This is a genomic window from Sellimonas intestinalis, assembly GCF_001280875.1.
Taxonomy (GTDB): domain Bacteria; phylum Bacillota; class Clostridia; order Lachnospirales; family Lachnospiraceae; genus Sellimonas; species Sellimonas intestinalis.
Genome location: NZ_LGAJ01000009.1, coordinates 122,042 through 142,850 on the forward strand (window position 1 = coordinate 122,042; position 20,809 = coordinate 142,850).

A 20,809-nucleotide genomic window follows, 5' to 3' on the forward strand; every position below is an offset into this window, starting at 1 on the left:
AATTGCCGAATTGATAAAGGCGGTGAGAAATTGGAATGGAAATTTGTTTTTGATAATTTTACAACAACCTCTTTTGCCTGCTAGTAGAAAAGAACGCGAGGACTTTCTATGAAAGAACTGGCAGAGGAAGTCGGTATTGTTCCTGCAACACTGGTTCTATATAAAAGTGATAAACATCAGATTAAATACTGCGTTGCGGTCAAGTTGACCGAAGTATTAAAAATTGATTGGAATCAGCTTTTAGATACGCTTCGTTTGTGGACTATCTTTGTTTATCACTTCTAAAGAGAATACGGAAAGAACTATCAAAGTCTCAAGTGGAAATGGCTAAAGTGATTCAGATGAGAAGAAAAAACTTTCCATATTTCTTACGCTGGAGGAAAACAGTCTCCTGATCAAGAGTTAAAATCACTTACGGAACAAGTTGCTAGGAGAAAACAAGGCCACGGACAGCGTGGACGCTTTTATGATAAAAGCCATGTGCGCCCCTGGTAAAGAAAGGCTGAACAATCACATATCCTTTGGGCTAAGATGAGCCACTTTGTCTATAAAAAGAGGAAACGTTTTTGGTGCCCATTTTTACATAGCTGTCTGCCTTGCCGACAGGCAGCCAAATTTATGGAAAAGGAGGGAACAAAACATGTCGAACCAAAGAAACTCTCAGAAGAATGGCCGCTTGATTGCACTGGCCAATCAGAAAGGTGGGGGCAAAACAACAACTGTTAGCTTAGGGAGCGGCCTTGCCCTGCAAGGGAAAAAGTGCTGCTGATTGACGCCAATCCCCAGGGCGATCTCACGACCTGCCTGGGTCGGCAGGATCAAGACAGTTTACCGATGACGCTTGTCACTCTCATGGAAAAGGTGATCCGCGACGAGTCTTTTTCTGTGGGCGGGGTATCCTATGCTATGAAGAAGGCATAGACCTTCTTCCGTCCAATATCGAGCTGTCTGCGATGGAAATAAGCCTTGTAAACGCCATGAGCCGGAGTTTACCATGCGAACCTATGTTGATGAAGTAAAAAACGGTATGATGTACGACAAACGCATGAGTAAATAGATTGTGAACAAATCCTTTTTTGGTATGATAGAAAAAAATGGGATTTTTCTATGAATGAATTATTAGAATGGATGGAATATATAGAGGATAGCCGTCAGCAGGCAAAGGCAAGGCATGAACTGAAAGATATTATTGGGATCGTACTCTTCGCTACACTTGCCAATGTGGACGACTGGGTGGAGATGGAATATTTCGCCCATTACTATTCAGGGGAGAAAAGATAGTGTTTTACAGTGCTGTTTAGTCTCATTTAATATCATTTTGTATGTCACGGGTGGACAGGATGATACTATAAGGATTAAGTGATACCAGATGAACGGGTGACCTGATTCGTACAATAGCAAATAGCTGTCTATTAGCCTGCATATTTATACCCTTACAGGAAAAAGGCGTCTTATACAGAGTATACTTGAAAGTATATTTGTACATCTGTTTAAAATGTGTAAAGGGGATGGAATCTTGCTCCGCAATCTTCTGTTGAATGAAAATCATCCGCTTCATAACTGGACACTGCATATTAGCGGCACATTCAAAGAACCGGAAAAAGCGAACATTGAAGATGTTTTCACAGCAAAGGGAACTACTCATATTCAGATATTACGGGAAGCTTTAAATTCCCAGGTTGCTTTTGGAAGGCCTAACGTATAGAGGGGCCTTGGTCTGAATCTGACAAGTAGCTCAGAGCTTTTGAGTGAAATGGCAATGCATGGTATCATCGAGCCTGTGAACGGTCATGGAAAAGGAAAGTATCACTTCCGGCATCAAGAGAACTGAGACGATAAAGAAGAAGGGGATAGAAGTGGGAAAGCTCTTTTTTACAAGCGATAATCATTTTGGCCATGAGAGGGTAATTCAATTCGATGGGCGTCCGTTTTCTTCCGTAGAAGAAATGGATACAGAGATGATTCGCAGATGGAATGCAAAAGTGGGTAAAGGGGATCTGGTTTATGTGCTTGGGGACATGATATGGAAAACGCGCAGTGACGAAGCACCAAACCTGATTAAAAGTCTGAATGGCCAGATTATCCTTATTAAAGGAAATCATGATCGTTTTTTGGATAATGCGAAAGCAAAAAATGCTCTGGCAGGGATTAAAGATTATGATGATATTCGTGTGACGTTGGAAGACGGTACGAAGAGAAGATGTATCCTCAGTCATTATTTTATACCTATGTATAATGGACATCGCTATCAGGCGATCCATTTGCATGGGCATTCACATTTTACAGACGAAGCGGACATAGAGGTCGATATTGCGGAGTGGTTCAATAAGCAAGGACTCCATACAGAGATATATAATGTGGGATGCATGTACTGGAATTATGAACCGGTTACGTTGGATGAGATTATTGCTCATGGGAAGACGGTGCGTCCTAATTATGGGATGCGGAGCGATAATATGGAAAAGAGGAGTGAATAGCAGAGATGTTTCTGGTGAGCAGAGTCAAAATGAGAAATTACTTTTTGGAAAACGCTGACTATGAGTATGGTAGAACAGTTTTTTTTCATTGAATATGCAGACAGTCCTTGTTTCCGGGGCATGGATATCTGGAAAGAGGAAAAATACCGAGAAATACAGGGGACTTATCCTGTGATTTCGCTTACATTTTCATCTATTAAAGAACGAAATTTTGAGGAGGCAAGGAAAAAGATCTGCGCTACGATCCAGATGCTGTACCAGAAATGCCAGTTTCTGCTGGAAGGAGATATCCTGAACGGGCAGGAAAAAGGGAAAGGTAACAAAGTGACACCGCAGAAAGCGTCCTAACAGCGGTAAATTGCTCCGCAGATAAAATTTATAGGATAAAAATAAAAGAGCATTTACAGGATAGTGCGTAAATACTCTTTTAATATTTTAATATTTGTCCCAATATTGACAAAAATGTCCCGTGCATGATAAACTAAGTATAGAAAACAAGGAGGAGAGTGCGTATCATGAAGAAAAAAAATGTGATAAATTTAATAAAATATTATGCAGAAAAGAATGATGCGGGCTTTAGAAATGAAGCTTATGAAATTGCTAAAGGATTTGATGCTTCTGGAGATTATCAGCTTTCAGAGTATATTATGTCTTTATTGTCCAATGTAAATACGTTTGTTCCACAACTGTCGGAGAATGATTCTCCATTTTTTGAAAAAATTGAGGGAAAGGAAGATATGCTGTTACTTCCAGATGTAATTACCGGCGATTTGTTGGGCGTAGTAAATGCAATTGAGCATCATATTGGAATTAATAAGTTTTTATTTCAGGGGGCACCAGGAACAGGGAAGACAGAGGCGGTTAAGCAACTTGCACGGATATTGAATAGAGAAATTTTTATGGTGGATTTTTCGGCAGTGATTGATAGTAAACTGGGACAGACACAAAAGAATTTATCTATGTTGTTCAAGGAAATAAATAGTTTCATTCAACCTAATAAGGTCATTGTTATGTTTGATGAAATCGATGCCTTGGCTTTAGATCGAACGAATCAGAATGATTTGCGGGAAATGGGGCGGGCAACCTCCGCGATGTTGAAAGGATTTGACCGGATGAATGAAAATGTAGTTTTAGTTGCTACAACTAATCTTTATAAATACTTTGATAAAGCGTTAATTAGAAGGTTTGATTCAGTCATTGATTTTGATAGATATACCCAAGAAGATCTTCTTTCGATTGCAGAGAAGATGTTAGATCAATATCTTGATAAATTAAAACTGGCAAATAGGGATATCCGCTTGTTCCGTAAAATAATGAAACTAATGCAACAGATACCGTATCCGGGGGAATTGAAAAATTTGATTAAAACATCTGTTGCATTTAGTAATCCGCGTGATGGTATGGATTATTTTAGAAAGCTTTACTCTGCAGTCTGTAATGAAAAACCAGGAGATTTGAAAAAACTTCAGAGTCAGAAATTTACAGTTAGAGAAATAGAAATACTGGTTGGAAGATCAAAAAGTAGTGTTGCAAGAGATTTGAAGGAAGGTGTAATGAATGAATAACATTTTACAATTAAAAGGAAGATTTGAGCAAAGACCTAATAGTTCCAGACCGGGATCACCGAAACTTCCAAAGGGAAAAAGTGTGTCTTCGTTACATCTTATTGAATTGTCTGAACAATTGAAAAGAATTTTGGAGTATTGGGAAACAAATACAGATATCAATGGTGCCTTGGTAAGCGTGCACTATACACATATTGTTGCAAAGAGCAACAGATTGAAAATTTTGTTGTCTGAGAATAGTAAATCTCCTACAGAATCTATTAAAGGTGCTAAGTTTATCTGGGAATCAGACGAAGATGGTAAAGAGATACAAAAGCATGTGTTTACTCATTATATTTCACTTAAAGCGATTGAAAAAGCAATTGAAATATTGAGCGAAACAATATCTGTTATTGAAAAACACTTTAATGGAAATATTACTAGTGAGGATACAGAAAAAATAGCAGAAACACCCGCGGATAGATTTAGTGAATTTTCTAAATCCAATTTTTTAAATGCTGTGGTGGATGGATTTTATGTTGAAAGTTTTGATATCGATCGTGCCACAGAAGAGATAACAGAGGAGTCCATTATAACAATTTATCAGACCGGGATTGAGACGAAGAAATTATTGTCAAAGTTTGGCATCCATATTGTTGATGAACGTATTATTGATGGCACTACATTAAGACTTAATCCAGATGAAGCGAAACTGTTATACAATAATGCATCTTATCTGATTGCGATGAGTATCACTGATTTTTCACAGCTTACGAGAGATGAAGCGTTGGATGATAAGGAGGAGCTTAGTAATGAAGAAAATTTGATACCGCATCCGATCAACGAACCTGTAATAGGAGTTATTGATACACACTTTAATGAAAAAGTATATTTTCATGAGTGGGTAGAATATAAAAATTTGCTTGATCCCAATATTCCATTGACCGCAAAGGATTATGAACATGGAACAGAGGTAAGTTATATTATTGTAGATGGTCCACAAGGTAATCCAGCACTTGATGATGGGTGTGGTAGATTCCGAGTGCGCCACTTTGGTGTTGCAACACATAAGGGTTTCAGTTCGTTTACCGTGTTAAAAATGATACGCAATATTGTTGCCTTAAATAGGGATATTAAAGTGTGGAATTTATCATTGGGCTCCAAACTTGAAATCAAGCCTAATTTTATTTCCCCAGAAGCGGCAGAACTAGACCGTATACAAAGTGAGTATGATGTTATTTTTGTTGTTGCGGGAACAAATAGATCAGATGGTGAAACAAAAAAAGATATGAGAATTGGATCGCCAGCAGATTCGCTTAATTCTCTGGTAGTTAATGCTGTAGATTTTAGAGGAAAATCGGCATCTTATACCAGAGTTGGTCCTGTATTATCGTTTTTTCATAAGCCTGATATCAGTTATTATGGCGGAGACGGTTCCAGTTATATTGATAAAATGGTTGTATGTCGTGATGAACTGGGTGCGGCATATGTAAACGGAACTTCATTTGCGGCCCCGTGGATTTCAAGAAAATTGGCATATTTAATTCACATTATGGGATTGAGTAGAGAAGTTGCGAAAGCGTTATTGATTGATACTGCAGCGGGATGGAATAGGAAAGATGATGTTTCACATAGTATTGGCTATGGTATTGTTCCAAGACATATTAATGAAATTTTAAAATCATCGAATGATGAGATACGTTTTATTTTGACAGGCGCATCAGAGGAATATGAGACATATACATATAATCTGCCAGTACCGGTTGTAGATAATGCACATCCATTTTATGCAAGAGCAACGTTAGTTTATTTTCCGCAGTGTGATCGTAATCAGGGTGTCGATTATACAAGTACTGAAATGGATATACATTTTGGGAGAGTTATTGTTGAAAAGGGGAAAGCTAAAATAAAACCAATAGATAATAACCAGCAATCGGAAGACAAGTTGATTACCATTTATGAAGAAGATGCAAGAAAAATGTATCGGAAATGGGATAATATTAAGCATATTAGTGAAGAGATTAAGGAAAGAAGAAGACCAAGGAAAGCATATGCTTCTGGTCTTTGGGGGCTAAAGATAAATACCAAAGAACGTTTACAGAGAAGAAAAGAACCACTTCAATTTGGAGTAGTTGTAACATTGAAGGAAATGAATGGTGTAAATCGTATTGACGATTTTATCAAGATGTGTATGGCACGTGGCTGGCTGGTTAATAAGTTGGATATTGAGAATCAGTTGGATGTATATGCAAAGGCAGATGAAGATATTGTATTCGAGTAATAATGTTGAAAAATGCATATAGGAATAGAAATCATCGTTTATTTGATAAGAAAAGGTATTTTAAAAGTGTTTTCACCTTGTGTGATATATTTGGATTATTTTGGAATAAAAATTTTAATGAGGTAGTACATGAGAAAAATAGTATATTTTGATGAAAATTCTGCCACAGACTATTTAACTATTCTTAATGGTGGCACGTTATTGATTTCTGATTCAGAAGAAGAAAAGGTTGGAAACAATACCGAAATTAAAGCTGGTGCAAGATTAAAAGTTCTGTTTAATTCTTTGTTTGTTAGCGGAAGTGCAAACTTAGACTCTAATATAGGAGCTTACACATCAGGAGAAAATTTCATAAAGACAACGATTTCAAATACGACACTCTCAGATTTTATAGAGATTGTAAGAGAGTCGGACAGTGACATTAAATGTATGAAAGGGTATAGTATACATATTATGCCTAACTCTATTGCATATTTTCAGACAATTACTCCTTATTTAGCAATGACAGAGGGACGGATTTGTGTTGATGGTGATTTTGCAATCAATATGAATAAAATGTATGATACATTGCGTTTGGGCAAGGGATATTATGAACTGTTGGCAATAAAGGAAACGGAAAAAGTAATATTCCGTTTTAATAATGAAGCATTTAAGAACAACTATGGGATTTCTGATTTATTACAGATGAATTTGAACTTTTATGGTGTCGAAGTGGGAAAGGGAAAAGAAGATCAGTTTGATTTTTCAAAGATGTTTTCTGATGAAGGAAAGATTATAACCGATTTTGAGCAGGTTGTGGTAGATAGCAATGAAGATAAATTGTTTCCCATTTACGATATTATATTGGCAGGGGTTGAATAGATGGCAAGACTTGTATTATATTATGGACCTCGTAATGAATTCTTGAAAATTATTCCAGAAAGATATTATCCTTTGGAAACTTTGATTAGGGTCTGTGATTCGGCAAATATATTTAGAAAAATAGATTTTGATTATGTGGTAGGGTATTCGATGTCATATTCGAGCATCACTGAGGGAGGTATTCAGAACTTCTGTACTATTTTGGATCGGGTGGATGAAGCTTTGGAGATTGTATATTTGCAGAATCCACCAGAATGTATCAAGAATGAAATTATTCGGTCTTATAACAAAGAGGATGTAGAGATAAAACAATACAAATATAGGTCGATAGGAAAGAAACAATTAGAGAATATTAATATTCATTTTGACGAGGAGATAGTAGGACAACCAAAAGTAAAAAAACAATTATTAGCCTCGTTGTACCAATTATATCGTAAGAAGAATAAGAATGCACCAATCATTTTTATGTTCTACGGGCCTTCGGGTGTTGGAAAGACAGAGACAGCTAAATATTTGAGTATGCTTCTTGGTGGAGAATTGTTTAGGCAGCAATTATCTATGTACCAGACGCAAGGTTTTTTTGATTATTTATATGGTGCTGATCATAACAGAGGAAGTTTTGCAAAGGACTTATTAGAACGAAAAAGTAATGTGGTTTTATTGGATGAGTTCGATAAAGCAAATCCAGGTATATGGAGTGCATTTTATCAAATGTTCGACGAAGGTCATTATATGGATAAAAATTATGATGTTGATTTGAGTAATGTAATTTTTATATGTACATCTAACGAGCCTTCACCAGAAACAATACGCAAAAAAATAGGAGATCCACTGTATTATAGAGTGAATAGGTATATTGAGTTTCAACTTTTGGATCTCATTGCAAAAAAGAAAATGGTGTCCAAGATTGTTCATGAAGAGTATTCGAGTCTGACAAGAGAAGAAAAGGAAAAAATGAACGAAAAAGACTTAGAAAATAAATATCTTGTTGGAGTAGATGTTTTTCAAAATTATAGACATGCTCGAAACTTGATAAAAAATGATATTAATCAGGCGTTAGTGGAAGATTTTTTGAGATAAATCACCGGATATTGCAAGAGCATTTTATCGTATAGGACATGTTAAAAGTTAGAGATGTGGCATTTAGTAAACTAGGATACCTGCAAAAATCTTAGAGCGGGCACTCTGGAGTATATTGTTCACGGAGAAGCTATATGGGGAGTTGGATATTGAAAAGAATGCGATATGGAGTCTGATGCTGGGAAACGGCTATTTGAAAGTGAGTGACAGCCGGACGGTAGAAACAAGTGATGGATGGGATCATGTCTATGGGGTAAGTGTCACAAATCTTGAAGTGCTTATTATGCTGAAAAAGATGGTCCGCAGTTGGTTTACATCATCATCGTCAAAGATTTTGACACGGGGAAAAAGCCTTCTGAGGCTAAGGAGCCGGAACGGTTTTATCATGGATTCGTATTAGGGCTGATTGTAGATCTCGAAGACCGTTATCAGATCACATCAAACCTCGAAAGCGGATTTGGAAGATATGATGTGGTGGTAGAGTCGAAAGAGAAAGCAGATCCGGCGATCATTATGGAATTCAAAATTCAGGATCAGGATGAGAAGGACTTGCCGCAGACAGTCGAAGTAGCATTAAGCCAGATTGAAACGAAGAACTATGCGTCCGTTCTGACTGGAAAAGGGATGCAGCCGGAGGGGAACAGAAAATATGTCTTTGCTTTCCGGGGGAAGGAGAATAAAAACCAGAGAAATGAAAGAATATAATCGACTGTTATTCCATGCAGGAAAAAACTGATAGGAAATGCATGATCTGTTGAGAGTTGAGGCTTTTTGTCTGCTGGTATGCTTGGCCTGAGCAGGGAAATTGCGGAAAGAGCTTTTGATGAGAAGGATAGAACACTTGAACAGTGAGGTGTAGTTTATGTATAACCTGAGTATGGATATAGTAGAAAGGAGATATCAGAAGGGATACCAAGAGGGATTTCGAATAGGTGTTGTTTTCTCTCTCAGAAATCTTATGAAAAATATGACATTGACGAAAGAACAGGCAATGGAAGCACTCGGTATTCCAGAATCGGAGAGAGAAGGATATGCAAAAGAATTGATTATGGAGTAGCGCCTGCTAGGTGGAAAGAATAGAGGGAAAGAACGGAACCTTTGGAAATTGACAATATAATACTGATTTAAACACTTGAAAACAGCCAGCACTAAATGTGCGGTGGTTTTTTGAAGTAAGTTAGGACATTTGAAAATGCGTAAGACGAGAAAATGTTAATATGGACTGAATGCTCTTATTGTTCTTGGAAGGATAGTACACTCTAATTATAAAATTTCCTGGTAGTCATGAAAAAGTGACTTTATTATGCGACCTGATCTTGTCATTCGACAAGATTTGGAAAAAGCTTTCAATGAAAAGAAGATAAAGCTCTATTTTGTAGACTTAAAATTTCAAAAGAGATAGATTTATGCAATAAAATAACTAAAATGTTTATAAAAACAAAGGACATAGAGATGAAAAATTTAAATTTGGTATACGCTTTGAAAGACAACATAATAGTTCATATATCCGAAGTGGAAAGTGGACTGCGGTGTGGATGTAAATGTCCGGCGTGTATCGAAACTTTAATAGCAAGAAAAGGCAATAAAGTATTACATCATTTTGCACATAAAAGCACGATCGAGTGTGAGTTCGGGTATCAAACATCTTTGCATTTGGCTGCGAAAAGAGTAATTTCTGAAACTGGTATCATACAAGTACCAGCATTATATTTGACGTTTCCAGAAACAGGGAGAAAAGAATTAATAGAACAAGAAAAAGTATTAAAAGTTTCGGAAGTTATTTTGGAAAAAAGATCGATAATATAATACCGGATATTTTGTTATTAACGGATATAGGAAAAGTAATAGTAGAGATTTTTGTTACTCATGAAATAGATTTAGAAAAGAAGAAAAAGATTGAAGTTTTGGGAGTACCGACAATAGAGATTGATTTAAGTAAAATTGATAGAAATATTTCTGAGCTAGATTTGCAAGACGTGTTGATTAATAAAAATGAGTATAAATCATGGGTATATAACGATAAACGAGAAGAAATTTATAAAAGGTTTTTAGAGGCCTCTGAAGCAAAGAAGATTATATCTAGAAATTTTGCGTTGCATGTTGATAATTGCCCTATCGGTAAGAGGGTATGGAAGCAAAAATCATATGCAAATTTTTTAGATGATTGTCAGTATTGTGATTATTTTATTTGTTATAAAAGTGTACAGGAAAATGATGTGGATCAGGAAAGAAAAATATTATGTTCTGGAAAAAGACTTATCGCACATGTAGCAGATTTTGAGGTGCCGTTCGAAAAAAGGCTAGGGGATTTTTAATGAAAAAAGAGAAGAGGAATTTTATGAATTAGTAGGTCAAGGGATTTGTCCGCAATGTGGTAGTTATTTGGTTATAAGAAATGGTAAATATGGGGAATTTTTTGAGTGCAGTAATTTTCCGCATTGTAGATTTACGTTTAATTATGATGAAAACAATTAGTGCTTAAGGGACCAGCTACGAAATCGATAAGAAAGGTAACTTTAATGAAGAACTCTTAGGGCGTTTTTATATTCTGTCGTTATTGATATACAGCTCTTTTGATTAGGGGTGAATTTCACCTCGTTAGGTATTCTCTTCTGGATGACTTTGAAAAGTTTTCCGATATAGCGCCCCTGGTATTGTATTGAGTCTGGCTTTTCTAGAGCAAGTTTTAAAACAGATAGGGGATGTGGACCCAGTTAATATTAATTTTTGTGTTTATTTTGAGACAACCTCGGAAGATCTGGGGCTCCTTTTTGAAATTTTGAATTACAAATCCTCTGCCTTCGGCAATTAAGTTAATATATCGAAAAGAATCAAAGGGAAAAGGCAAAGAAATTTGTTTGAGAGAAGAAAATGCCAATGTAAAGTGTTGATTTTCCCTGTGGATATCTTTATGATTTATAATGTAGTGGTAAAATGTCTTTTTTGAAAAGTGGAAAGGAGGATTTTAACAAAAAGTTTTGTTAAAAATAGAAATGATATTGATTGAACCTATAAATGCAATAACCTCATGGGAGAACTATGAATATCAAGGGCATATAGCTTTGTATATTGCTTTAAGAAATATATATGATTTATTACAGTATGGGAAAAGTATTTCGGGTTATGATTTACAAATTGAGGGGGAAGAAGATTTTTCTATAAGAAAAAATGCTAAATATATTTCCTTACATCAAGTTAAGGCGGGTGCGGTAAATTTAAAGAAAAATGATAAATTTTCATTTATAATAGGTATTCTTCAGCATAAAGCAGAATACGGATATTTTCATGTGTCAAAAAGTAAGAAAATCCCATTAGATTTCGTTTCAACAACATTGACATATATTAATGAATTGCAGGAAGAGTTGAGTAAAAAGATTATTTTAAAAAAGGATATTCCGACTACGGATAAAGAAGACGATTATATCGTTTTGGATAAAGTGTCAGGAAATCATAAAAAGGCAGATGTTTATAGCATAATAAAGTTTGTGTCTAAAAATTCAAATGATATAAAAAAAATAGAATCCGCAGTTACTGAGATTGATAATGCTTTAGAAACATATAAAGCTATTATAGAGAATAAGGTAGAAACGTTTAAAAAGGATAATCCACTTTTGTCTGAGGATGAAGCATATTTGTGTGAATATAAAGAAAAATATGATAATACAAAAGAGATTCGGGCAAAAGCATATAATATCATAAGTGAAATATTAAAAATACAATGCCCTCACTATACATTTGTTGATGTTGACTATACAGCGTTAGTATATGACAATTTATTTCTTTGTATGAAAGAGAAAATTACGGATTTTTATATTGAGAAAAATCGGAGTGGGAAATGTATATTTACGTTTGATGAGATACTAAGACAGATAGAGATAGATTATCATGAAAAAATAGATACGGTTGCATACCAATATTTTCAGGTGTTGAGGAGCATTCGGGATGCTTATGCTGAGTATCCAAGTGAGCCATGGAATAATTGTGCTGAAAGTAATTGCAGAGATTGTGCGGATTCTGATGTTTGCAATTTATTTAAGCAGGTTAGCATTTTGAACGGTAAATCAGAAACTGATAAAAACCGGATAATACATAATTTGATATTAAAAACCCCGCAAGTAGGAAAAAACAATAATTTGCCGCAAGACAGCTTAGTTTCTCATTTGTTTCTAAATCTTTTGGACGAAATTGAAACGTTAGGGCTTGTCAGAAACGATGCATATGAAACAATAAAAGATGGAAATAGGACATACAGGTTAACATTAGATAGTAGTTATGATATAGATGAATTTCAGAAAAATCTGAGAGAAGAATTAGAAAAAGAGACAGACAGGTCATTGTTATATGAATGTGATGTTTTGATTACAGACCGTTTGTGTGAGGAAAACCTATTCTTTAATGGGGGAGATGTAAATGTGTTAACAGGAAACGAATTGAGTGAGATAAGTGGGATAACCTCTTCTACAGTCGAAAAGATGAAAAAGGACTGTAATCGGCCTAAAATTATCAGACTTATAGATAGAAAGACAGCATTAGGAGAATTGAAGTAATGAAAGATATAATGATTGAGCTATTTGGAGAATACAATTTTATAAAAACGTGGGAAGAAAATAACAAGATTTTTTTTGTTAATGCAGACAAAAGTATTGTAAGCTATTTTATCTTAAATTCTATTGATTGTACTAATATCTCAGATGATGAAGAGGTGATAAGAGAAGAATTAAGTGAATTGGAAAAGGGATATATTGGTGGCGGGAATGAAAAAGGGGGAATTAAGTATTCCATAATTAGTTCCTTTGAAAATAAGCAGGAGGTGTCGCAAATTGACAAAAATACATCAGCAATATACCTTGTCAAGTTTTCGGAAATGAATATGCTATCTAAATATAGAAATTTGATTTATTCGATTGAAGAATCTCCGGATTATTTTAAAAGATATATTCTGCCATATACAGAAAAACAAGTTGACGGATTGAAAAAAGTCTTAGCCAATTATGGTGATAAAAGTATTGTTGAGATTCTTTCTCAGTTGGCAGATGAAGAGGAGAATTATTATTCTCTTATGAATGGAACAAATAATAATAGTGTCTATGAGCTTGTGATCAGGCTGTTTTCAAAGATACCTTTTTTACAATACCAATTTAAAGCAACATCCGATGATATTTCATTGGAAAAAATAGTCAAAGATTCTTTGAGCAATGATTTAGTAGAGTTTGATGAAGCGATTAAAGAAAATAGGATTGCATTGGAAGAATTAATTTCCTTAGAAAAAGATGATATTACTGAAAAAGAGATTGATAAAATTATAAATGAATTCATAGAAGGGGTGGAGTGATGCAATATAAAATTGTTAATTTGCGTGTAAAGAATTTTAAGTGTTTTGATAATGCAAAATTCTATGAATTCTGTATTGATTATGAAAAGAATCCTATTATTTTATCTGGACCAAATGGTTTTGGAAAAACTACTTTTTTTGATGCAATTGAATTGATTTTTTCAAAAAATATTACACGTCTAGATAAAGCGATTGAGAATAAAAAAACGAATCTAGGAAAACATATATTGCTTAATAAGGCAGATGTGGACGGATATGTTGTATTAACTTTAAAAAGAGAAGAAGATGAATTTCTTACACTGTTTGCAAAAATATTAAATAATACACATAAATTAGAGATTGAAAATTCAATATGTTATGGAAAAATTAAGGAATTTATTTCTACAGAAGAATTGGATCGGTTTCTTCATAATTACGATAATTGGAATGATACTGTAGATAATAAAACATCAATAAAATATAGAGCAGAAAATTTTAATGTATACTATTATGTTTCACAGGCGGAATCTGTGCATTTTTTAAAAAGATCTATTACTGATAGAAAAAATGCAATGAATGTTTTATTAAAAACAGATTTTATAGATGGAAGAAAAAATGCTATAACAAATCTTATTGGAAGCAAAATTGGAACAAGCGGGCATTTGATTAATGATGAGATTATAAATCTGGAAACACAATTAAAAAATAAAGCAATAAAGCTAAAAGCTTTATCAAATAATAATGTGCAATACGGGATAGAAAAGCCGCAGTATGTGGATTTAGGCCTTTATAAAAAAGATCCAAATTTATATTTTTGGGATAGAGAGAATATTGCGGAGGAAGATGTTTCTGAGATTAAAAGAGGATTACAGGTATTAGATAGTATAGTCTCTTTTTGGGAGAATGAAAGCGATTACAGAAATTATGGATGGAATAAAGATATCTCGAAAATACTTAAGGGAAATTCGATAGAAGACTATGTAGATAATCGAGAATATATAATTGACAATCTTATTTCAAGACAAAAAGCAGAGCAGCAACTGGAAAAGTGGGATTTTATGATTCAGATATATAATAGCACTCTTCTTTTTAGACAGGAGATTCCAGATGCTGCTAATTACAAAGATGAAGATGTTGTTGCGTTAAAGAAATTAATTCCAGAATTAAAGGAATATGATTTCTCATTACTTAAGAATATATCCAGTGAAATAGTTAGTTTAAAAAATGCATTTTCTACCAATCAAAAAATAATAGATAAGTTATCAAGTGCTCGAAATGCATTGAAAAATGCAAAAAATGAGTATGATAAGCAGGGAACCTCATGCCCATTTTGTAATACAGAATTTGCAAATGTAACTTTGTTAAATAATGGTTTTGAGGAAGTAGATAAATTATTGAGAAATGAAAGTGGAAGTACAGGGGAAAGGCTTGCATTAAAAAGCAGTGAACTGGAGAGTGAGGTTGAACGTGTAAAAAAGATGATCCATCCATACATAGATGGATTAGACGAAAATACTATTAATCTAATAGTTCAAAGAAAAACAACATTAAAAAGTTTTATCAGTGATTCTGGGAGGACAACAAATGTTGAGAAAGTCGCAAAACACTTGGCTGATACAGATTATGTACCGCAAACAGACAAGGACAAAACAGTAGTAGATATACAAAGAATCTTATCCGGACTGATTAAAGATATACGGAATCCGGAATTTGAAAGCTTATATGATAAATACAAATATGATGACGTAGAAAAAGTTTTTGGTAAAGATATTGCTGATATGAAGAAGTTGTTATCGATAGAAAAATTAAAAGGGAAATACCAATATCTTGAAAGAGTTGTTAGGGAAAAGGAAGATACTGAAATACATACAATTAGAAAAGAAATGAAAGAATTGATTATCAGGAAAGAAAAGGTAACAAAAATTCGTCAACAGCTACATAAATTAGGTAAAGTGTATGATAAAGCGGTGGAAGAATATAAAAATTTTACTTTAAAGCAATTAAGAGTACCGTTATTGATATATACAGGTAAAATACTTCAAGATTATCAAAATGGTCTGGGGGTATTTGTAAGTAAGGATGAAATGAGATTTGTCTCAAATGGAGATGCTAAACATGATATATTAAACACCTTTAGTTCGGGTCAACTTTCTGGTTTTGTTTTAGCTTTTCTTTTTGCTATGAACAAACAATACATAAAAGTTTCTTCAGATGACATTGGATTTATCCTTATTGATGATCCAGTGCAGACTATGGATGATATAAATATTTCTTCTTTAATAGAAGTGCTTAGAAACGATTTTGCAGATAAACAAATAATATTGTCAACACATGAAATGGATAAAGAGAATTATATTTTGTACAAATTTTATAAATATAATCAAGTGGGACAATCTTTTAATGTAAAGGAAGAAATATATAGGTAGATGATTTTGAAAGCATTGTTATATGCTGAATTTGTCGGGCAATGTCTGGAAAATTGGAAATGGAGAGGGAAGAAAGGAATCCCTTAAAAGCTACTCGCAAACGGACAATAAGCTGACCCGATATATAAACTGGATGGTTTCTAAATGAGATCATTCAGTTTTTTTGTCTGGGATTTTCTCAACTAAATAAAAAAGACATTAATATCTATCATATTTATAGTGAAGGCCAAAGAAGAAAAGGAGGTTGATATTATGGAGAAAAATAAAAAGATAGCTTTTTTTGAAAGAGGCTCATGGTACGATCGCACGAAGTCTTATGATGAGAATTTTATGGTGAAGTATGGGAAGAAAGGAGGATTTAAAACGGCAGAAGAAGCAGAAGCAAGTTATTATAAGTATTTATCTGCTTTTGAGACTCAGAAAAAGGAACTGCAGAAACGAAAGGATAGCAGCATTTATTTGAAAGAATACCTTCAGGTTTGGTTAAATCAGCAGAAGGATTTCGCTTCTTCGACGGTCCAGGTATATCAATATGTTTTAGATTGTGTTATTCCCATGATGCCCGATATTAAAGTGTGTGCAGTGACTGAAAACTATATCAATACGCTTATTCGTAAAATTTCGGAGCAAAAGTTATCCTATGGATTAAAGCTGTATGAGCTGTTTGGCATGGCTCTTTCAAGCGCGTTTTCAGATGGAATACTGGACTTTGATCCGATGAAAAATGTACAACGGCCCCGGCGGGAGAAACACATGATTTTCCTGTACTCAGATACGGAGAAAACGACTTTTCTGCAATATGCAAAAAGATGTGACTGGTATTTAGAAATATTACTGGGTATGTTCTGCGGGCTGAAACGCGGAGAAATATATGGCTTGAAATTCGGGGATTTTGATATTGAGAAAAAGCAGGTTAAGATCCAGAGGGAAATTGTTGCGAAAAAAACGGAAGGTAAAAATGGGAAGATGACAAACAAACCGGTAGAGAAAGATATCCGTGGCAGCAGTTCTGAACGAACACTTACACTCCATGATACGATCATCAAAGAAGTACTTGTGAGAAAGAAGCAAAGTGAAAACGCAAAATTTCTACGGAGGCAGGACTACCGTGATCATGATTTGATTACTTGTCAGAAAAATGGTGAGTACAGAGCGCTGGCATCTTTTAACAAATTTCTTAAAGGACTATGCAGACAGGCTGGTGTCCCGGAGGTGTCGCCACAGGATTTAAGAGATATGTATGCGGAGATGATGCTCCGGACAAATAGGGTTTCCTTTTTGGTATTAAAGGGGTTAATGGGTTATGCAACGATTGAGGATGTATATGAAAGATATTCTGAGCTGACAGAACTGGAATTTTCCCATAACCAGTATATAAATAAAGAATTTCCTGCAGGATAAAGTGCGAGATGAATTATATAATCTTAGATTGGACAGTAAGTGATATCTGTAGGAGGAAAGAGAAATTTTGCTTTTTTGTTTTTTTAACCCTATGGGATAAGGAAATCAGCAGGCAGATAGGCAGATTTGATAGTGTTGAACAGGCAGAAGACGCGAAAGCGGCTGCGATAGAAGAACTGCAGCAGAAAAATTTTGCAGTTTATGGGGATACTAGTGTAAAGGAATTTTATCGTTATTGGCTCGAAGAAGTAAAAAAACCAGATCTGGCATATCAATCGTATTATGCCTACCGCAATTGCGTCTGCCGCTACATTATTCCTCAATACGGAAGACTGAAGATGGAGAATCTGATGAAAGTGCATATTCTGAATATGTATCAAAAGGTATACAAGTATTCACCAGCTGTTGCAAAGAACCTAAAAACAGTTTTGTCAACGTCCATAAAATATGCAGAGAGAAATGGTTATATAGGATATGATTTAATCACAGGACTAAAATGGAAGAAAGCAATTCCAAGGGCATTAAATATCCAGAATAAGAAAGCGTTGACGATAGAGGAATTGAAAGAATTTGTGGCAGCGGCAAAAGAAAGTGACATTTATCTTCCGGTTTTGTTCGCTGCATTAATGGGATTAAGACGAAATGAAATTATTGGTCTTAAGTATAGTGATGTAGATTTTGTGAAAAGACAAATTACAATCCGGCGTCAGTTAGGCGTTGACAGTAAGAGGAGCAAGGGAGATTTGCCTGCCAAGGAATATACCAAACAGGAAGTAAATTTGAAAACGCCTGCAAGTTTTCGACGTCTGGAACTACCGGATATTGTTTTCGAGACAATTTTAGAAGAGCGGACAAAATATGAAAAGCAAAGGAGCAGAAAAAGAAAATATTTTCAGGATTCAGATTATATATGCTGCTCTTCCTATGGAAGACCGAGGTCGGGAGGATATCTCTGGAAAAAACTGGACAAGTTTTTGCAAGAAAAAAATCTGGAACGTATTACATGGAGAAATCTGCGGACAACGTATACTACAGTAATTCTGAAAGCAGGTTATAGCTTGGCGGCCGTTTCCAGAACACTGGGACATACGAATAAAGAATTTACCGCAGATACTTATGTAGTGCTTCCACATATTACAGAAGGGTATGTTCTGAATGTAGACGAATGGATTAAGTGAAAGGAGAAGACGTTGATTCCCTTCTTCTTTCACATACAGAGAATTTTAATAAAATTTCCTAATGGGATTGACGCATATGACAAGATAGGATAGAATGAAAAAAGAACATTTGTTTGGAATAAAAACTATTGACTATGCATAATATCAGAATATTTATGCTGTTAGAATATTTGGGCGGAATTCGTGTAAACGCATATGAGAGGCATACAATAATGGTATTACACGAATCGTACAGGAGAAGCGGATATGAGTGAAGAAAGAAAGTTTAAATTAGTATCTTCCTATAAGCCGACAGGTGATCAGCCTCAGGCAATTGAATCACTGGTGAAAGGGTTTAAGGAAGGGAATCAGTGCCAGACACTGCTTGGCGTTACTGGATCGGGCAAGACATTTACCATGGCGAATGTCATCCAGCAATTACAAAAGCCAACGCTTATCATAGCACATAACAAGACACTGGCAGCCCAGTTGTACGGAGAATTTAAAGAATTCTTCCCGGATAATTCTGTAGAATATTTCGTCTCCTATTACGACTACTACCAGCCGGAGGCTTACGTTCCATCATCGGACACCTATATTGCCAAGGACTCGGCGATTAACGATGAGATTGATAAATTGCGCCACTCAGCCACAGCGGCACTGTCCGAAAGAAAAGACGTCATTATCGTGGCGAGTGTGTCCTGCATCTACGGACTCGGCAGCCCGATTGACTATCAGAACATGGTGATTTCCCTGCGGCCTGGTATGATAAAGGACCGGGATGAAGTCATTGGGAAGTTGATCGACATTCAGTACGACAGAAATGACATTGACTTTAAGAGAGGCACGTTCCGGGTTCATGGAGATGTACTGGAAGTATTTCCGGCCGGTTCTGGAGAGAATATAATCCGGGTAGAGTTTTTCGGTGATGAGATTGACCGGATTACGGAAGTGGACTCTCTGACAGGAGAGATTAAAAATGAGCTGAATCATATTGCGATTTTCCCAGCGTCCCACTATGTCGTATCCAAAGAGAATATGGAGCGGGCAATCGGACAGATTGAGGAGGAGCTGGAGCATCAGATTCGTTTCTTTAAAGGTGAGGACAAGCTTCTGGAGGCGCAGAGGATTTCAGAGAGGACGAATTTTGATATTGAGATGCTTCGGGAGACGGGCTTTTGTTCCGGGATTGAGAATTATTCCCGTCATCTGACAGGGCTTGCAGAGGGCGAGCCGCCGCACACGCTTCTGGATTATTTTTCGGATGATTTTCTGATGATTATTGACGAGTCCCACAAGACGATTCCACAGATCGGTGGGATGTACCATGGAGACCAGTCCAGAAAAACCACTCTGGTGGACTATGGGTTCCGTCTTCCGTCGGCAAAGGACAATCGGCCGCTCAATTTTGAAGAGTTTGAGAGCAAGATCAGCCAGGTGATGTTTGTATCGGCGACGCCGGGGGCCTATGAGGAGGAACATGAGCTTCTGCGGGCGGAGCAGGTAATCCGTCCGACCGGTCTTCTTGATCCTGAGGTGGAAGTGCGTCCTGTAGAGGGACAGATTGATGATCTGATTGGAGAAGTCAATAAGGAAGTAGCTAAGAAGAACAAGATCCTCATTACAACGCTTACTAAAAGGATGGCAGAGGATCTGACAGATTATATGAAAGAATTGGGAATCCGTGTGAGATATCTTCATTCGGATATTGATACCCTGGAACGAACAGAGATTATCCGGGATATGCGTCTGGACGTCTTTGACGTACTGGTGGGAATCAATCTTTTGAGGGAGGGCCTGGACATTCCGGAGATTACACTTGTCGCAATTCTGGATGCGGATAAAGAGGGATTCCTGCGTTCTGAGACATCATTGATTCAGACGATCGGGCGTGCCGCAAGAAATGCAGATGGACGTGTCATTATGTATGCGGACACGATAACAGACTCTATGCGGGCAGCTATTGATGAGACAAGGAGAAGGCGGGAGCTTCAGATGCGCTACAATGAGGAGCATGGCATTACCCCGCAGACGATTCGAAAAGCGGTGCGGGACCTGATCAGTATTTCCAAGAAAGTTGCAAAGCAGGAAGAAGTGCTGGAGAAGGATCCGGAGTCTATGAGTCGGGAAGAGCTGGAGAAGCTGATCAAAGATCTGCAGCGACAGATGAAAAAAGCGGCGGCGGATTTGGATTTTGAGACGGCTGCCAAGCTGCGAGACAATATGATTGAATTAAAAAAGCATTTGCAGGAAATTGAAGAATAAAAGAAG

19 protein-coding genes are annotated in these 20,809 nt (G+C 36.0%); all 19 read left to right on the forward strand.

The window, feature by feature from the left end:
• Positions 1-108 precede the first annotated feature (108 nt).
• The gene (locus AOA56_RS15905) at positions 109-285 is read left to right on the forward strand and encodes a helix-turn-helix domain-containing protein (protein WP_156316934.1); all 177 of its coding nucleotides are present in this window, start codon (positions 109-111) and stop codon (positions 283-285) included.
• A gap of 822 nt (positions 286-1,107) precedes the next feature.
• Positions 1,108-1,281 (forward strand): transposase family protein, encoded by a 174-nt coding sequence (locus AOA56_RS15590; protein WP_242843451.1) that lies wholly within the window; start codon positions 1,108-1,110, stop codon positions 1,279-1,281.
• A 509-nt stretch (positions 1,282-1,790) separates the two neighbouring features.
• Positions 1,791-2,477 carry a metallophosphoesterase gene (locus AOA56_RS10090; protein WP_242843452.1) on the forward strand — a complete coding sequence of 229 codons (687 nt, stop codon included), beginning with the start codon at positions 1,791-1,793 and terminating at the stop codon, positions 2,475-2,477.
• Between the two features lie 54 nt (positions 2,478-2,531).
• Positions 2,532-2,825, forward strand: coding sequence for an AAA family ATPase (locus AOA56_RS10095; protein WP_278277150.1), 294 nt, complete (start codon positions 2,532-2,534; stop codon positions 2,823-2,825).
• Between the two features lie 167 nt (positions 2,826-2,992).
• Entirely contained in the window at positions 2,993-4,042 is a 1,050-nt protein-coding gene (locus tag AOA56_RS10100; protein WP_053769601.1) for an ATP-binding protein, read from the forward strand.
• Positions 4,035-6,302, forward strand: a complete 2,268-nt coding sequence (locus AOA56_RS10105) for a S8 family peptidase (protein ID WP_053769602.1) — start codon at positions 4,035-4,037, stop codon at positions 6,300-6,302. Before AOA56_RS10100 ends, AOA56_RS10105 begins: the two co-directional genes overlap by 8 nt.
• Before the next feature lie 129 nt (positions 6,303-6,431).
• Entirely contained in the window at positions 6,432-7,163 is a 732-nt protein-coding gene (locus AOA56_RS10110; RefSeq protein ID WP_053769603.1) for a DUF6414 family protein, read from the forward strand.
• The gene (locus AOA56_RS10115; protein WP_053769604.1) at positions 7,164-8,243 is read left to right on the forward strand and encodes an AAA family ATPase; all 1,080 of its coding nucleotides are present in this window, start codon (positions 7,164-7,166) and stop codon (positions 8,241-8,243) included.
• Between the two features lie 306 nt (positions 8,244-8,549).
• Complete coding sequence (locus AOA56_RS10120) at positions 8,550-8,948, forward strand: PD-(D/E)XK nuclease domain-containing protein (protein WP_053769605.1); 399 nt, start codon at positions 8,550-8,552, stop codon at positions 8,946-8,948.
• Positions 8,949-9,105: 157 nt separating this feature from the next.
• Positions 9,106-9,300, forward strand: a complete 195-nt coding sequence (locus tag AOA56_RS16025) for a hypothetical protein (RefSeq protein WP_053769606.1) — start codon at positions 9,106-9,108, stop codon at positions 9,298-9,300.
• A 395-nt stretch (positions 9,301-9,695) separates the two neighbouring features.
• Positions 9,696-10,049, forward strand: coding sequence for a competence protein CoiA family protein (locus AOA56_RS10130; protein WP_162224700.1), 354 nt, complete (start codon positions 9,696-9,698; stop codon positions 10,047-10,049).
• Positions 10,050-10,060: 11 nt separating this feature from the next.
• A complete protein-coding gene (locus tag AOA56_RS10135) occupies positions 10,061-10,558 on the forward strand; it encodes a hypothetical protein (RefSeq protein WP_053769608.1) in 498 nt (165 codons plus the stop codon).
• Positions 10,559-10,601: 43 nt separating this feature from the next.
• Positions 10,602-10,718, forward strand: coding sequence for a topoisomerase DNA-binding C4 zinc finger domain-containing protein (locus AOA56_RS16830; RefSeq protein ID WP_278277151.1), 117 nt, complete (start codon positions 10,602-10,604; stop codon positions 10,716-10,718).
• 503 nt (positions 10,719-11,221) lie between these two features.
• Positions 11,222-12,790, forward strand: coding sequence for a hypothetical protein (locus AOA56_RS10140; RefSeq protein ID WP_152334151.1), 1,569 nt, complete (start codon positions 11,222-11,224; stop codon positions 12,788-12,790).
• Complete coding sequence (locus tag AOA56_RS10145; protein ID WP_053769610.1) at positions 12,790-13,575, forward strand: ABC-three component system middle component 1; 786 nt, start codon at positions 12,790-12,792, stop codon at positions 13,573-13,575. The genes AOA56_RS10140 and AOA56_RS10145 overlap by 1 nt, the downstream gene beginning before the upstream one ends.
• Positions 13,575-15,980 (forward strand): AAA family ATPase, encoded by a 2,406-nt coding sequence (locus AOA56_RS10150; RefSeq protein WP_053769611.1) that lies wholly within the window; start codon positions 13,575-13,577, stop codon positions 15,978-15,980. Before AOA56_RS10145 ends, AOA56_RS10150 begins: the two co-directional genes overlap by 1 nt.
• A 252-nt stretch (positions 15,981-16,232) precedes the next feature.
• Positions 16,233-17,381, forward strand: coding sequence for a tyrosine-type recombinase/integrase (locus tag AOA56_RS10155; RefSeq protein WP_053769612.1), 1,149 nt, complete (start codon positions 16,233-16,235; stop codon positions 17,379-17,381).
• A gap of 8 nt (positions 17,382-17,389) precedes the next feature.
• Positions 17,390-18,559: a site-specific integrase gene (locus AOA56_RS10160; RefSeq protein ID WP_053769613.1), complete on the forward strand. Its 1,170-nt coding sequence runs from the start codon at positions 17,390-17,392 to the stop codon at positions 18,557-18,559.
• Between the two features lie 246 nt (positions 18,560-18,805).
• Positions 18,806-20,803 carry an excinuclease ABC subunit UvrB gene (gene uvrB / locus AOA56_RS10165; RefSeq protein ID WP_053769614.1) on the forward strand — a complete coding sequence of 666 codons (1,998 nt, stop codon included), beginning with the start codon at positions 18,806-18,808 and terminating at the stop codon, positions 20,801-20,803.
• Positions 20,804-20,809 lie beyond the last annotated feature (6 nt).